Genomic DNA, 17,255 nt, shown 5'->3' with positions numbered 1-17,255 from the left:
AAAGAGGGGGACGCTTAGCGTCCCCCTCTTTTTTGTTTTAGGATTGATGTAGCCTACAACTTAACTAAGTAACTCAGAGTTATAAACTAAACCCAAATAGCTATTTCGCCCGCATAGCGGGCGAAATAGCTTATTTAAGAAAAAATATCGAAAATAATATCTAAAAATAATTTATATGACTCACGTAACTGACCCGATCACACTTCCCAACAATTTAGAAGATACGACTGAACAAGCGATCGCTGCTACATATCAAGCGATCGCTGACGGTGCTACCCGTATCCTCGTAGATTTACGCTTTCCTGAACTCAAATCTATGCCGATCGCCTATGAATTTGCCCGTAGTTTTAATGAGCGCTATGGCAACGCATGGCAAGCAATTTTTTCCGATGCAGGGTCAGCCGCATTAGCAAAACGTGAATGGGCAGATCTCGATGTTTCAGTACGTGGAGTCAATGAAGGTCGTAGAGCTGTTCGCGAAGAAGACAAAGCCTTTTTGTTGGTCGAGCCAAGCTCCGTTGAAGTTGATCAGGTTGAGAAATTGGTGCAACTAGCAGGCGATCGCCCCTTTGTGATGCTCAATCCTCGTCTTGAAAATAGTGAGGTGGGTTTGGGACTTTCCGCAAGACGACTACGCGATCGCTTTTTAAGTACTTTCGAGACTGCCTACTACATCAAACCTCTGGAGCTTGGCGCATTATGGCGTTGCTATCCGCAAACATGGCAGGTGTGGGTGAATACTGAAGAGGGAATGCAATTTCTTTCAGAAGTAGAACAGCGTCCTTCTAGTGACGATATTGACCGCCTCTTCCGTCAGAAAACTGGACAGAAGACGGGTTCTTTTTTAGGGCGTTTACAAGAGTTATTTAGTGCTTTAGGCAGATAAAAAATAGTTTAGGTGGCGCGAAGCGCTGCCCATCCTTATTTAGTACAGCAATTACTGATCAAACGAACCACAAGAAGGATATTGAAAGCGTTGCAAAGCAACGCTTTCAATATCCTTCTTGGTTTGGGTTTGAGCGCAAAGTGCTGTAAGAAAAAAGAGGAGGCACATAGTGCCTCCTCTTTTTTATGCAAGACTAGCTGAATTGGAAGATCGTAGGAGTTGAACCTGCGAGAATATTGTCGTTAATATTACTAGAAGTAAATCCGTTGACTCCATTCAAAGTGAGCAATAGAGAACCACTGCCAAAGTTATTGTTGCCAGCAATACCATCACCTAAGCGGAACTGAGTGTTTCCATTGACAGTACGCACATCAATGGCAGCAATACCGTTGAACTGGAGCAGATCGCCGCCAATGCCGCGAGTGAATTGATTAACCACATCGCTATCATCACCAAGGTTATAGACAACCCTATCAGTAGCGCCATCATTGAGACCGAGGAACAATGTGTCATTGCCAAAGCCACCAACGAGGATATCTGCGCCCAACCCACCAGTTAGAGAATCATTACCAAATCCACCACTGAGAATATTGTTGCCATCGTTGCCTGTAATAACGTTATTGGCGCTATTACCAGTACCATTGATGTTTGCACTACCAGTTAGAGTCAAGTTCTCAAGGTTTTCGCCGAGAGTCCATGAAACGCTTGATTTTACTGAGTCAGTACCTTGGTTTAATGCTTCCGTAATCGAATCACCCAAGTTATCGACAATGTAAGTGTCATTTCCCAGACCTCCACTGAGGGAATCTGCTCCAATACCACCATCGAGGATATTATTGCCGCTGTTACCGATAATGATGTTGTTCAAGTCATTACCCGTACCATTAATTGAGCTATTGCCTGTCAGCGTGAGATTTTCCACATTCGCTTCCAAGGTGCGAGTGACTCTCGAAAGAACTGTGTCGATTCCTTCATTCGCCAACTCAGTAACCAGATCATTTGTGTTATCGACGATATAGGTATCATTGCCAGCACCACCCACAAGCGAGTCAGCATTGCTGCCCCCATCAAGAATGTTGTTACCGCTATTGCCAATAATCACATTTTGGAGACCATTACCAGTGCCGTTGATATCGCTGTTACCAGTGAGGGTGAGGTTCTCAAGAGTGCTACCAGCAAAAGTCCAGTCAATGCTGGAAAGAACGGTATCAGTCCCACTAGAATCAAAGAGAGTGTCATTGATGTCGTCAACAATGTAAGTGTCATTGCCTACACCACCATTTAAGCTATCTGCGCCTAGACCACCATCTAAGATGTCATTGCCAAATTCACCTCGCAGAGTGTTATTACCACTGTTACCAGTGATGATATCGTTCCCGAATCCGCCAGTAACGTTCTCGATATTTGTGATCGCTGTAAAGCCAGATGCTATGCCAGCGTTCAGGTTGACTGTCAAATCGGCAGTAGTAGAGCCATAGAAAAGGGTATCGATACCACCTAGCAAATCAACGTTTACTGATTCAACGTTGGTTACCGTACCACCTGCGATAATCGAAACTGGCGTACCGTTGAAGACTACACTTAGAGTTTCGGTATTGTCTGTACCAAGAATATCTAGGGTGTCATTACCAGAACCACCATCAACAATATCTTTACCATCGCCAATGGTATAGCGGAAGATATCATCGCCATTAAGACCATTCAGAATATCGTTGTTGCCAAGTCCAGAAATAATGTCCTGACCATTAGTACCTGTGAAGGTATCGACCCTAGAAGTACCAAAGAATAAATCGCCAGTAACAATTGTGGGGACTGAGGTCAATGTTTCCAATGAGCCTTGGTCGTCGGTGTAGCTTAGTACTACTCGCAATTGGCGATTGACTTGAGCTTGTGTGGGGGTAAAGGTGCTGTTGGTCGCGCCTACGATGTTGGTGAATGTTGAGCCGCCACCAATATCTGATTGTTGCCATTGATAGGTATAGATGGCATTAACTAAACCATCAGCATCAGTAAACAAGTTGCTAGCAACAAGCTGTTGCGCTTCCGTTGGAGTGGTATCTGAAATCGATACTGCGCCCACTGGTGCGTCGTTAACAGCCGCGATCGCAATGGTTTGGGTTGCAGCTACTGAGCCTCCTTTGCCATCAATGACGTTGTAGCTCAAGTTAACCGTGCCATTGAAGTTTGTATTGGGTGTGAAGGTATAAGTACCGTCTGCGTTATTGGTGAGAGTCCCGTTTGTAGCAGTTAGCCCAGACACTGAAAGAACATCATTATTCGCATCGGTAAATCCAGCTAGCAGGTCTGCCGCTAGGATCTTGTAGGTTGTGTCTTCTATCCCAGCAGTAAGGATTGTAGGTGTACCTGTCAGAACTGGAGCATTATTGACATCATCATTGAGAATTGTTAAAACTGCCTTGGGTTGATTGATCCCGATTAATGTTCCAGAACTAGGATTTTTGAGACTCAAGTTGATGGTTTCATTACCTTCAGGATTGGTATCTCCCACAATTGGAATCTGTACATCCTTAAAGGTTTCACCAGCCGCAAAGGTTACGGTAATGGGCTTGTTGTTGTAGTCCAACAAGGAAGCCTTGTAGGTATCGGGATTGAAGAAGGCTAACAGTTGTCCGCCTTCATAGAGTTCACCAGGGATACTGTAGTGAGCCTGAACATCGAGCAAGAACCAACCTGCACCGAGAATATCTTGAGCATCAATAATGCCCGATGATTCTTCGTCGCGAGTCAAGAAGTTAGCAGCTCCAGGCGCAAATCGTGATGGATCATGTTGAGCGATTTGGGTGAGTTTATCGGTGGCAATATCGTACTGCCAGATTTTGCCAAGGGCATCTTGTCCTCCAATATCTTCTTGGAGCAGGATATGCCCGTAGCGATCGATGGTGAAGTTGTCCAACATTCTGTGACCTTCCGTACCATCAAGCACCATTTCTACAGTTCCACCTGACTCAGGATTGGTCGGATCGTCGAAACGCAGTCTCCAGAGACGGCTAGGTCCAGTAAAACTATTGGTGGTAGTGAAGTAGAAATCCTTGGGATTGGAAGGGTCCCATGCACCATCTTCAGGTCTAAGGAAGTTGGTCGCACCAGCAGCATTACTAGCAATTTCCAGTGCTGCACCTGTTGTATTTTGAACACTTCCTAAATCCGCTAGCGCAAACCTTGTCCCAGAAGCCAAAGCAGTAGCATTGGTTTCTGATGTTAGTCCATCTACTTTAATGCCGAACAACTTACCATTGTTGAGTCCAGCCTTATCAATCTCAGTACCAGTGTTAGTTTTGTTCCCGACATAGAAGTAAACCTGACCACCAGTACTGTCATCCATTCCTGCAACAACAGTTTTGTCACTTGCGGTGATGCTGGCTACGGCATTTTCCCAACTGAATTTACCAAGGTAAGGCAATTGATAAGTAGTACCAGCATTTAAGCCTGTAGCAATATGACCAAAGGCGCGACTTTCAGGACCAGACTCCTCACCATTTAAGAAGATTCTCTCTTGCGTCCCTAGCCCCGTAGCACTGTTATAGAACGCAGAAACAGGGGCTAAATCCGCAGAACAGAAGCGAGAGAAAGCAGTTGTGCCTTGAACAAAGTTGGAACCATTCCAAGTATTGACGTTTTGAATTAGGTCGTCACCACTCACAACGGAAAGATCGGACTTGTTAATTACCCACTTGGAGACAAATGCGCCTTTAGAGCCATGATCGCGATTGACACCACCAGTATTGGGAATCTCATGATTCATCAAAACGGTGAATGTGCCATCGCCATTGTCATAGGAACCAAGACCATCAGGAATACCAGCCATTCTGTAGCCGCCGATGCTATCGCCAGCGGTCAAGATTGATGTAAAGCTGACACCTGCGGCTGTGGGAATTAGATAAGGAGTTGCAGAACTGCTAGCACCCTTAGTTTGAGCAAATGTTGGAGGAATAACACTGCCAGTTGCCGTGCCATCATTCAATTGCAGTTCTACAGTACTTGTACCCGATACATCCCCTGTTCTAGTGATGCGAACGGTTGCAGTTGTGGAACCGTTGCCTTCAGTAATTGTGTAGTTAGCGCCACTGAAGTCGATCGCTGAAACAGGCAAGGTTTTGCTGACCTCCAGAATTCCCAATTTCTCCGTTGGCGTATTGCCAGAAACATTGAAATCGTTGTCATTAATTAGAGCCAGTTGGTTAGGAGCAATCAACGCCAGACCTTCGAGCTTTTCTACACCTGTGTAACCGTATTGAGCGGCATTGGCAATTAGGCTCTTGGAGACTACATTAATACCTGCGCTGGCGAGTTCGGCTGGGGTGAGTTGCTCGATCGCAGTTTTACCAGTGGGGAAAGTAAAGTTGGCATTGTAGATATTGGTTGCCGCACTCAAATCAATTTGATAAATCAATTTGTTGGAAGCAGAAGTCGCAAGGTCATCGCGTTCGACCACGGCGAATTTGCCATTGCCGAGGGAAACGGCATCGCCAAGCTTGTCGGTTTTGGCATTACCACTTGCAGAAATATTATCTAGAAGATAAATATATTCGCCAGTAACAGCTTTAGAAGCAATATCGAATTCCAAAATGCGGAGATTGCGCGAGTTTCTGGAGGTCGTATCGCCAGCGTTATCAGGATTGTCGATCGCACTCTGAATGAAGGCATAGAGTTTATTGCCTTCTAGAGCCACAGCTTCAAAGCCTCGGTTATTACGGCGTTGAGCATAGACTGCGGGTAATGCTTCTGTACCAAAGCTGCCAGCAGGTGCATCAGGATTTGGTGCTGTTGCAGTACCTTGGGGGATGAAGCGATCGAGTAGTTTTCCATTTACATCAAAGTGATATATGGCGGGACGATATTCATCCACCATCCAATAGTCACCATTTGCTGCAACCGCAATTCCCTCTAAATCCGCACCTAAAGGATCGTTGGGCAGAACATTGCCATTGAGATCAACAGCGATTTCATCGGTGTAAGCAGTTCCATTGGCTCCTGCTTGAAGGTTTGGCAATCCCGTTAAGGGAGTTGTACCATCGGGACGGAATAAACCAGTGCGATTGGTAATCGTGATCTCGCCTGTGGTACGGTTCAGCTCAAAACTGACGATTTCGGGTTGGAAGTTAGGCAGATAAAACGGTCTATTTGCTCCTGTTGGATCGCCATTCGGTCCGCGATCGGTGTTGGTCACAAACTTGAGATTGCCATTGTCGGCGAGTCCTTGGAAATACAAACCAGAGAAGCCACCTAATGAGATATCTTGACCATTGGAGGCTGTGCCAAGGGTTGGCAAGTTGGTGAACTCGTAATTTGTTACCTGTGTCAGTACTTGATCTTGACGGACGCTGAGATTTTGGATGCGTGTATCAAGGTTAGCGGCAACATCCGCAGCATTGAAAGGATTAGTACTAAACTGATCGCCGAGGTATTCGGCAAATGCGTCCTGCTCAGAACCTGCTGCGGCAAAAGTGAATTTACCTGCGGCTAGGGCGAGTGCTGGATCGATGATGCCATTGCCATTGAGGTCAATCGATTCACCGCGTAAATCTACGCGATTAGCGATCGCCGCATTGTCTCTCACAAACTTAGGGAATGGATAGTTATCACCACCAAGCCCACCTGTGCTGCTTGTTCCTGCGAGGAAGTTCAAGGTCACCATGCGGAAGGTGCGGCTTGCATCACCAACCAATACGCCATCGCGAACAATTACATCCTTAATCGATCCATCGTCATTGAGTACGACCAGATTTTGAACTCGGCTGCCTTGGGTGGTGACTTCGCCAGTACTACTATTAAAGGCGATCGCTGTTTTGGTGGGGTCAAAGCTAAATTTCAAGCCGCCAACCTGTGGGAACTGCCCAGGAGTACTTCCAGGACGAGTCCCAGCTACAGCATGTTCGATTACCCACTGAAGTTGTTGCGCTGTAACCGTGATCAAACTCAACCCGTTATTAAATCGTAGGGAATTCTCAACATCCAACTGAGAAACATCACCAGTTTGTTTATTGGGAGCAAGAGGATTAGGCTGAGTTGGCAGTTTCACAATATCGTTGCTATTTACCGCCCCAGATGATGCCGAAACTACGCCAATGTTGTCGCGGATACCACCACCATTTTTTAGGGAAATGACAACGGTTGGATCGATTTGCTTAGCTAGCCAGAGGTTGGCATCAGCAGTGAGATTCCCAAAATTGGTTTCTTGAGTACGCACATCATCGCGAGTTCCATTCAGGAATACGCTTGATTTGCCCACAATCAAATTGTCCTTCGTAGCAATGACGTTACGGATACCATCGGTGATTGCCACAACATTAGGATTCGCCACGTCTCTTGGATTTACATCAGTACCATAAACGCGATCGACACCTGCTTCATCCGTAGCATAGGCTCCATTGATGCTGCTATTGAGTGCGTTGACATTGAGAATGCCATTGCTGTCAAACTCAGTGACTAAGCGACCGACATACTTATAATTTCCATCGGTGTTTGCTACTAATACAGGATTGCCATCGGCTCCAGTTCTCACAACTGGGTAAACACCATCGCTAGCATCTCCCGATCGCAAAACATCACTACTATCTGAAAGCAATGTGTTTGATCCACCTGCAAGGATGATATCCACATCACGTAAGCGAGGAGCAAGCTCATCGCGTTCAATGTTGAATTGCTGCATGTGGGACAGCAAAATGATTTTATTGATACCTTGTGCCTTGAGAATATCTACAGTAGATTGAATCTCAGCAGCCAGAGCATCATAATCAGTCGGATTAGATGGCGAGATGCCAATACTGCCACTTGATGAAATATTCGCCAAGGTGGGAGTTGTTGCACCGACAATACCGATCCTCTGATCGTCCGCATTTCCTGCAACTCCATCATTACCCGCTAAGGTAATTACGGTACTCTTCGCCAATTTACCCTTGATGGTACTGGCTTCGGCAGTGGTTTGATTAGTAGCTAGGTCTGATGAACCGAGGTTGCCCGCAGTAATTTCGGGACTGAAGTTCAGGTTGGTACTGAGATAGGGGAAAGCTGTGCCAGGATTACCGCTACCCGTGCGGATAACGTCGCGAACTTGCCTTACTCCCAAATCAAACTCGTGATTACCCAAGGCCGATGCTTGAATTCCAAAAGCATTGAGAATACCAATGTCCCCACGACCAATTACTGGAGCAGTACTTGATCCTAATCCTCCTACACCGTTGAGACTGAGATCACTGGAAGCATTGAAAAAAGCACCAGGGATGTAATTGTCGCCAGAGGATAAGGTCAGGGTATTGGGAATGATACTACTTGGCAAATTAGGATCAGTTCTTAACCGATTCAGAACCGCAGAAAATCTCACCGCATCATCGATCGCTGGAATTCCACCTTCAAAATCGGAAGCATGGAGAATTTGCATTCTGAAAGGCGCGTTAGGATCGGGGATTGTTGGCAGATTAAACCTTGCCACAATAGGATCGTGGTCGCTAATTTGATCGGCAAACTCAGAATTAATATGAACCACATCAAAACCATCTAGTTTGCTGCTGAGATTGTTGCTAGCTAGAATGTGATCCAGTGTCTGGGCGTTGCCTTGGAAGTTGTAGGTATAGCGCTCATTAGCTGGCAGGGTTTCGACTAAAGTATTTAACCCACCACTTTCCAAAATGCTGAGGGGACTAGAGAACTCGAAATCATTCAAGTCACCTGCTACCACGACATTAGCATTGGGGTTTGTTGCCAACAGTCCTTGTACGAAGTCTTTGACGATGGTGGCTTGTTGGTTGCGTTGTACTTCACTACTTAATGTCGCTGGTTGGTTAGGTCCAAATAGAGGTTGATCGCCGCCTTTGGAATTGAAGTGGTTACCAATGACGGTTACTTCCTGTCCATTGAAGACAAATTTGCCTACGAGCGGTTTGCGGCTACTAGCGAAAGCGTCGCCATCAGTCAGATTGCTATCGATCAAGCGTTGCAATGAACCTTCAACAAAATTCACGCGATCGCGATTAAATAGAAAAGCAACGCGAATGTTGCCACCAGGTTGACCACCATCCTGATTGTTAACGGGGTTGATTTGGCGATATTCGTAAGTAGGACCACCTGCTGCTGCGATCGCATTAATCAACGTTTGCAGAGTTACATTTGCATCAACCGTCCCATCGTTAGTCGCGCCATTGTTGTCCTGAATCTCTTCCAGATTAATGATGTCGGGGGACTTCATGTTGGTGACAATTGCACTGGCGATCGCATTAAATGTCGTATCGCTAGGATCGAGGTTTTCCACATTGAAGGTTGCTACGGTCAATTGGGTGGCACTGCCCGTTAGATTAGTGACTTCTTTTTGTAAAGTGGAAGGCTGCACTACCGTTGGCGCATTTGAAACCAACACTTCGTAGTTGTTGAAATCGTAGCTGACGACACCTGTAATCGAGCTAAGTTGAGCGCCGACATTCACATTGGGAAGTAATACCGAAGAATTGTTGAGATCGTCGATTTGAATCCGTTCTGGATTGAAGTCATTAGCGGTAATCAAGCTACTGCCTCGGCTAGTGCGACTGGTAGCATTAGCGCCATTGTCAGCCAATACCCAGATCTCTTCAGATGATCCAGAGTTTGTCGTGAAGTTGGCAGTGGGTGAAGTTGCTACAGGATTGGTTACTTGCACCAGCATTCCTTCTAGGCTTTCGTAGAAGTCAATGCCATCTTGAGCAGGATCGAACCCAGTACCAGAATTCTCCACATTGCCACTAGCTGCATCATTACTAATGATCTGGTTAGGAATTGCTCGTCCACCATTACCGAGAATCGTTGCAGATGGTAAAGTATTACCACTGGAAAGCTTGGTAATTACGGGACTAACAATCTGAGTGATGGTCAGATTATTCGCCGATCCACCTGGACGGAATTCACTCACATTTCCATTCACCAATATTGAATCTCCCACTTGTACCGTTGGCGCAGAAGATGTAAATACAAAAATGCCTTCAGAAGTAGCATCATTGGCATCAGGATTAGGGTCTTGCAAGTAGAAACCATTAGAAGCGATCGCCGTGACGATACCTGCAACACCTGTCACAGCTTGTCCTGCATAGGCGGAAATATGCCCCGCACCTTGAATATCGTGAATCCGCACATTAGGACTGACCACAACATCGTTATCAGCGATCGCGATATTTAAAGAAGTCGTACTACCTAAAGCAAGCCCTGATGATGGATTGCTAATGCTTAATGTAGCGGTTTCTGTACCTTCCACTACAGCATCATCGACAACGGTAAAAGTGACCGATCCTGTCGTCGCACCATTCGCGATCGTGATGACATTATTACTGAGCGTATAGTCCCCTGTCGTGATCCCCAGTCCATTCACCGCAACGGTAACGCTTTGATCACCAGTAACTGCACTAGAAGCGATCGCTGTCAGGGTAATTACGGTTGTGCCAGCTTCTGAGCCTGCATTACTACTCACAGATAGGTTAACTGTAGGATTTGAGGAAGCACCAATACTAAAAGAACCACTGAAATTAGTCGTCACAGTATCGCTTCCAGTCCAGTTACTGGGATTATTAATCGCTATTCTTGCCTCCTCTACTGAGGCAAACGTAGTTGCTCCTGTGTAACGCGAGTTATCAAATTCAGCCGTAGCTTGACCAACCGCAACAGCATTTAGTCCTAGTGTCAAACCATTAGGAAGGGCGGTAGTATTTGAATTAGTAGCATTCGCATCGAATGTAGAACGGTTGATGGTTACTGCCGCTAAAATATTGGGTGAAGTACTAGTGGTGGCGCTGCCAGAGCCAGTCAAATCTCCTTGAAAAGCTATTAACGAGTCACCTGATGTTGATAAGGCAAAATTTGTACCGCCACTGATGTTTGTCCATCCAGTATTTGCCGCACCATCGACATAGGTGATCACAGTTCCGACAGTCTGAGCATTGGGTGCAACATATTGCAAAACACCTTCGCCAGTTCTAAAACTACCCGACGATAACCAACCATTATCTGTAACGTTGATAATGGTTCCTGCCTCAATATCTTTAAGTAATACAAAAGAGAAGGTGTCAGGATTATCGGCAATAAGACTTAGAAATGCTACATCACCAGAACCAAGAATTGAAGCTGCCATTGTTAACTATTTCTCACTAGCTTGTTTTGACGTTTACCCATAGAAAATCAAGCCGCTAACACAAGAACTTCAGCGTACCAAGTACACAAATAGAAGCATTCTGTTAATTGTTTGCGGCGCAAAGCATCTCTAATCGCAATTGCAAAGTAGATAAAGATACTTCATCGAAAATAAAATTAATATTTAGTAAATATTTAGCGTTTAGATATTTACTAATAATCCCAACAACTCTTATATTCCTAGTGTATTTTTGGTTTTCTAGATTTACAGCACTTTGCTCTCGAATCTGAATCAAGAATTTTTTAAAAGTATTGATTTTTAATGCTTTTAAAAAATTTTCTTGGGCTTCATTTGATCCAAAATCGCTCTATGTTGGGACACAACTAAAGATTGCGCTCCTCCGCAAATCATTTAGGCATGGAATATGGTTTTAAAGATTGATAAAAACCTTGCCTTAAGTAGATTACATGAAACCTTTATAATGTTAGGTTAAGGGAAGAATATAATTTTGGTTAAGAACAGGATAAATATTCAAAACTTGTAAATCCTGATAATTATGTCAATCCCAGATTTTCAATCAATTATGCTTCCATTAATGCAGCTTGCGATTAATGGTAAAGAGCATTCTTTTAGAGATAGTGTCGAATATTTAGCAAAATTTTTTAATTTGTCCGACGACGAGAGAAAAGAATTATTACCAAGTGGACAACAACCTACCTTTGATAATCGAGTGGGTTGGGCAAAAACACACTTAATTAAAGCAGGTCTATTGGAGTCTCCTCGCCGTGCAATTTTTCAAATTACACAACGCGGGGAGGAAGTTATTAGTCACAATCCAGCAGAAATTAACACTAAATTTCTCAAACAGTTCCCCGAATATGTGAAATTTGCAGGAGCTAATACATCGGCTGACAATTCTAGTGTGCTATCTCAAGATAATCTAACCGAGCAAATTACTCCCGAAGAAGCTTTGGCATCTGCTTATCAAAAACTTAAATTAGCTTTAGCTCAAGACTTATTAACCCTAGTTAAAGACTGTACGCCCGATTTCTTTGAGCGATTGGTCGTCAAATTATTAGTCAAAATGGGTTATGGTGGCTCAATTCAGGATGCAGGCAAAGCGATTGGCCGAAGTGGTGACGAGGGGATTGATGGAATTATTAAAGAAGATCGCCTTGGTCTAGATGCTATTTATATTCAGGCAAAAAAATGGGAGGGAACAGTTGGTCGTCCTGAAATTCAAAAGTTCGTTGGAGCACTAGCAGGTCAAGGAGCGAAAAAAGGTGTTTTTATTACAACCTCTAGTTTTTCTAAAGAAGCGCAAGAATATGCAAGAAACATGAAAGACACGAAAATAGTCTTGTTAGACGGCGAACAGTTAACCCAGTATATGATTGATTACAACTTAGGCGTATCAATCATTTCGCAGTATGAAGTCAAAAAAATCGACTCTGATTTCTTTGCTGATGAATAGCGGATGAATAAAAAAGTCCCTAAACTTAACGTGAGTTCAATAAGCTTCAAGCCTTAGCTTTGCCCCAAGATCCAGATTTAGCCTAAGCAAAGATCGTTAGGCGATCGCGCCTATACCCTACATACATCTAAATATAGATATGCTGCGTAACTAACCTACCTGCTTTACAAAACTTATCGTTAGTTTTTGGTTGAAATACCTGTAAATGCAGCATTTTCTGGTGAGATAGAGTTAGATATTTAAGTTGGAAAACCCTATACTGGGTAGATATTATTTCGACTTTTTACATACCCTTTAAAGATCAAAAGGCAGACACATGAGCGTAACAGCGTCAAGTGGTGCAGTAAATGCCCGCCCTCGTCTATACCAGACCGCTATAACTTCCACAATTTCTCAGATAGAGCAACAGGATCGCTTTGCGACTCGTAGCGAATTATCCGATTTATCTACTTATTTTCAATCTGGACTAAAGCGCATCGAAATTGCCGCAATTTTGACCAAAAATTCGGACAATATTGTATCCAAGGCAGCTAGCCGTATTTTTACGGGTGGCTCAGCCATGGCATTTTTGGAAAAGCCCAAAGATTCTGAAGAGCTAGAGATCGATCGCGCAGGTCGCGTGGTTGATGTCAAGCGTGGCATGGAACTCGGTACAACTATATATACTGAGGCAAGTGAAGGCGGATTCTTAGGAACAATCAAGAATTTCTTCAGTAATACTGGCATCACAGGTGTTGTTGACCCAGTACCTGCAAGCTTCCGCCCCATCAACATTTCCCGTTATGGTGCAGACCGCATGAAGAAGTCCTTACGTGACTTGTCATGGTTCTTGCGCTATGCCACCTATGCGATCGTTGCTGGTGATCCAAATATTCTTGCTCAGAACGTGCGTGGCTTGCGTGAAATTATCGAAGCAGCCTGCTCAACTGACGCAACCATCGTGGCTTTGCAAACCATGAAGCAAGCTGCGGCTAGCTATTTCCTTAATGATGCTGAAGCGATCGAAATCGTTAAGCAATATATGGATGTAGCGATCGCTGAATTTAAAGCACCTACCCCATCGCCTAAAGTTCGTCAGCGTAATTCTCCTGACCTCCAAGGCTTGGCTCTGCCTCAGATTTACTACAACACCGCCGAGCGTCGTCAGAAATTCACAATGCGGGCTGGTTCCACTACTTCTGAGAAAAATGAAGTAGTTAAAGCTGCTTACCGTCAAGTTTTCGAGCGTGATATTGCCTTTGCCTATAGCCAAGGTATTTCTGACCTTGACTCCAAGGTAAAAAATGGTGAAATCTCGGTACGTGAATTTGTCCGTCGCTTAGGTTTGTCGCCTTTGTACCGCGATCAATTCTTCTTGCCTTTCATTAACTCTCGTGCTGTTGAACTTGCCTTCAAGCATTTCCTCGGGCGCTCACCTGAAAGCCGTGAAGAAGTTGCGGCTTACTTTGCGATCGTCTCCAAAGGTGGTCTAGCTGCCCTAGTTAATGCCCTAGTTAACTCCAGAGAGTACAGCGACTACTTCGGTGAAGAAACCGTACCTTACCTACGTGGTTACGGACAAGAAGCACAGACTGCTCGCAACTGGGGCGCACAGTTTGACCTGTTCAACTACTCTGCACCTTTCCGCAAGGTTCCTCAGTTCATCACCTTGTTTGCTTCTTATCAAAGTCCATTGCCTGACCAACATGTTTATGGTTCTGGTAATGATCCTTTGGAAATCCAATTTGGTGCGATTTTCCCCAAAGAAAACCGCAACCCCAGCGCCAGCCCTGCCCCATTTGGTAAGGATACTCGCCGGATCTTGATCCGCAACGGTAGTGGTATCACCAACCAACTCAGCAATCCTAGTGCTACTGGTGCGATCGATCCTCTTGGACCTAAGGTATTCAAGCTGGACAACACTCTCCGCGATAATGTCAAGATTGGTAAGGGTGGTAGAACTTCATCTGTTAAGGGATTGAGCATTACCAACTCAGAAACAGCTACCCAAGCTGTAATTCGCGCCCTGTATCTACAAATTGTTGGTTACATTCCTTACTCTGGTCAGCGTCTCTCGGTCGCTGAAATCAAGCTGGAAAATGGCGACATCTCGGTACGCGAGTTTGTCCGTATGCTTGCCAAGTCTCCTACTTTCCGCGATCGCTACTGGAACAAGCTCTATGTCTGTAAGGCGATCGAGTATACTCACCGTCGCCTCTTGGGTCGTCCTACCTACGGTCGTGATGAGATGAATGCTTACTTTGACCTTGCTGCAAAGAAAGGCTTCTACGCTGTAGTTGACGCGATCCTCGATACCAAGGAATATGAGCAAGCCTTCGGTGAAGACACCGTTCCTTACGAGCGCTATCTCACCCCCGCAGGTGTATCTCTCCGCAACAACCGCGTTGGTACATTGACCGAAGCTAAGGGTTCCAAAGTTGACGCTCCAGCCACACCTAAGTTCATCGAACTTGGTCAAGTCACTGAAGTCCGCTCTGAAGTATCGATCGCTGATCGCATTAACCAAGGTGTCAGCAAGCAACGCGAACAACGCAAGATCTTCAAGCTCACCACCACTAGCCCTGTGGAAGCCAATGCCTTGGTACGTGCTGCTTACAGACAAGTCTTCGAGCGTGATATGGATGCCTATGTTGGCAATGATCAGTTCAGCAAAGACACCTCTAAGCTGCTCAACAAGGAAATCACCGTCAAGGAATTCATCCTTGCCCTTGGTACATCCGACTTGTACATCAAGGAATTCTACGCCCCATTCCCCAACACCAAGGTAATCGAATTGGGAACCAAGCACTTCCTCGGACGCGCTCCCCTCGATCAAGCTGAAATCCGTAAATACAATCAGATTTTGGCAACCAGCGGTATCAAGGCAATGGTTACCGATATGGTCAACAGCCGTGAATTTCTTGATGCCTTTGGTGAAGATGTTGTGCCTTACAACCGCTATGAAACCTTCCCTGCGGCAAACTACCCCAACACCCAAGAACTATATAACCGCTTGACCAAGCAAGACAAATCAATTGTCGTGCCTAGTTTTGCACCAGTTAAATCAAAAGTTCCTACTAATGTTTAAACATTAATCAAAAAAAAGGGGGGCGCAATGCGCCCCCCTTTTTGATTGCGATCAAAAAAATTTTGCTGGAATAGGGAATAAATTAGGTACGGTTTTTCGGTATCATAGGCATCAGATTAAAGTTAAATGTTAAATTTATATAAAGGGCGATAAGCAGTGACTATCAGGGTAGCGATTAATGGATTTGGACGCATCGGACGTAACTTTCTCAGATGCTGGGCAGGTCGCAAAGAAACAAACATAGAAGTAGTGGGACTTAATGATACTTCTGATCCTAGAACTAATGCTCACTTGCTGAAGTATGACTCCATGCTCGGCAAATTTGATGCTGATGTTAGTGCTGATGACACAACTATCACTGTCAATGGCAAAACTATCAAAACTGTTTCTGATCGCAATCCTGACAATTTGCCTTGGAAAGATTGGGGTATCGATCTAATTATTGAATCTACAGGCGTATTCATTGATAAGGCTGGTGCTAGCCGACATATCAATGCAGGCGCGAAGAAAGTCCTAATCACTGCTCCTGGAAAAAATGAAGATGGGACATTTGTAGTTGGTGTAAACGAAGATCAATACAATCACGACATCCATAACATCATCAGTAATGCTAGCTGTACCACTAACTGCTTAGCACCTGTCGCTAAAGTCCTTCTCGAAAACTTTGGCATTGTTAAAGGGGTCATGACCACCACCCATAGTTACACTGGCGACCAACGCTTGCTTGATGCTAGCCACCGCGATTTGCGTCGTGCTAGAGCTGCGGCTTTGAGCATCGTTCCTACCTCCACTGGTGCAGCTAAGGCAGTTGCTCTTGTACTACCTCAGTTAGCTGGCAAGTTAAATGGTATTGCTTTGCGCGTACCCACTCCTAACGTTTCCGTAGTTGACTTTGTTGTTGAAGTTGAAAAGCACACGATCGCTCAAGAAGTAAACGAAGCATTCCGTGCTGCAGCTGAAGGCTCCATGAAGGGCATTTTGGAATACAACGAATTGCCTCTTGTATCCATCGACTATCGCGGTACTGATGCATCCTCCATTGTTGACTCTTCTTTGACCATGGTAATGGGTGGCAACATGGTTAAGGTTGTTGCATGGTACGACAACGAATGGGGCTACAGCCAACGTGTTGTTGACCTAGCTGAAGTTGTTGCTAAGAACTGGAAGTAAAAAAATATTGCTTTTTGCTCGCTAGAACCAAATCCAAATTTAGAGCCTAAAGCTTCATAAAAAATAGAGGGTGTCCTATGGGACACCCTCTATTTTTTATGAAAAATACCGCTATTTCGCGGATGTATGCCCCTAGAGCAATGCAGTTAGATCAGACAAAATATGGAAAAACATTTACTAAACACTGTAAAGGGTCTGCGATTTAATAGGGAACCAAATTTTCCTGCATTTCTCTAAGTACTTCAGCATAGTTAAAAAATAGATCTAAAACCTGCAATGCACACTCACTGTAAGCTGTAAGTTTTCGGGATTTATATTTAATTAAGCCTACTTACTTAGATACTGAGGTAGTACTTAGGTAAGGGATGGGCGGCGCAAAGCGCCACCCATCCCTTACCACAATCAATCCTTTCCTTGTTAGGACTACCAATACTGATTTGTGAGGAGAAGTGAACTATTTTAACAGGCATATTCAGTTGCTATTGTGTTAGGTAATTATCGTGTTTTTTGATAGCAGAACTACCGAATTTTTCATTTCTAATTGGCAATCAAA

6 protein-coding genes are annotated in these 17,255 nt (G+C 44.7%); 4 read left to right on the top strand and 2 right to left on the bottom strand.

What is annotated here, in order from left to right; all coding sequences use genetic code 11:
* Nucleotides 1-175: 175 nt before the first annotated feature.
* Nucleotides 176-886, top strand: coding sequence for a DUF1995 family protein (locus NMG48_RS04925; protein ID WP_271254233.1), 711 nt, complete (start codon nt 176-178; stop codon nt 884-886).
* A 193-nt stretch (nt 887-1,079) separates the two neighbouring features.
* Here the strand turns inward: NMG48_RS04925 and NMG48_RS04920 are convergent, their stop codons facing one another.
* Nucleotides 1,080-10,991 (bottom strand): esterase-like activity of phytase family protein, encoded by a 9,912-nt coding sequence (locus NMG48_RS04920; protein WP_271254232.1) that lies wholly within the window; start codon nt 10,989-10,991, stop codon nt 1,080-1,082.
* Nucleotides 10,992-11,547: 556 nt separating this feature from the next.
* On the opposite strand from NMG48_RS04920, the gene NMG48_RS04915 reads away from it, so the two are divergent.
* From NMG48_RS04915 to NMG48_RS04905, 3 genes are all read left to right on the top strand, one after another.
* Nucleotides 11,548-12,465: a restriction endonuclease gene (locus NMG48_RS04915; RefSeq protein WP_271254231.1), complete on the top strand. Its 918-nt coding sequence runs from the start codon at nt 11,548-11,550 to the stop codon at nt 12,463-12,465.
* Nucleotides 12,466-12,781: 316 nt separating this feature from the next.
* Nucleotides 12,782-15,532: a phycobilisome rod-core linker polypeptide gene (locus NMG48_RS04910; RefSeq protein ID WP_271254230.1), complete on the top strand. Its 2,751-nt coding sequence runs from the start codon at nt 12,782-12,784 to the stop codon at nt 15,530-15,532.
* 156 nt (nt 15,533-15,688) lie between these two features.
* A complete protein-coding gene (locus NMG48_RS04905) occupies nt 15,689-16,702 on the top strand; it encodes a type I glyceraldehyde-3-phosphate dehydrogenase (protein WP_169363943.1) in 1,014 nt (337 codons plus the stop codon).
* Nucleotides 16,703-17,037: 335 nt separating this feature from the next.
* Here NMG48_RS04905 and NMG48_RS04900 read toward each other — a convergent pair whose 3' ends face one another.
* Entirely contained in the window at nt 17,038-17,172 is a 135-nt protein-coding gene (locus NMG48_RS04900) for a hypothetical protein (protein WP_271254229.1), read from the bottom strand.
* Nucleotides 17,173-17,255 lie beyond the last annotated feature (83 nt).

Origin of the sequence: Pseudanabaena sp. Chao 1811 (assembly GCF_027942295.1) — a bacterium.
GTDB lineage: Bacteria > Cyanobacteriota > Cyanobacteriia > Pseudanabaenales > Pseudanabaenaceae > Pseudanabaena.
Note: the sequence above shows the minus strand (reverse complement) of the source record. Positions and strands in the feature narration are given on the sequence as shown.

Coding starts and splice junctions, on each gene's coding strand:
- NMG48_RS04925 (WP_271254233.1), top strand. CDS start 176: ATGACTCACGTAACTGACCCGATCACACTTCCCAACAATTTAGAAGAT.
- NMG48_RS04920 (WP_271254232.1), bottom strand. CDS start 10,991: ATGGCAGCTTCAATTCTTGGTTCTGGTGATGTAGCATTTCTAAGTCTT.
- NMG48_RS04915 (WP_271254231.1), top strand. CDS start 11,548: ATGTCAATCCCAGATTTTCAATCAATTATGCTTCCATTAATGCAGCTT.
- NMG48_RS04900 (WP_271254229.1), bottom strand. CDS start 17,172: ATGCCTGTTAAAATAGTTCACTTCTCCTCACAAATCAGTATTGGTAGT.
- NMG48_RS04910 (WP_271254230.1), top strand. CDS start 12,782: ATGAGCGTAACAGCGTCAAGTGGTGCAGTAAATGCCCGCCCTCGTCTA.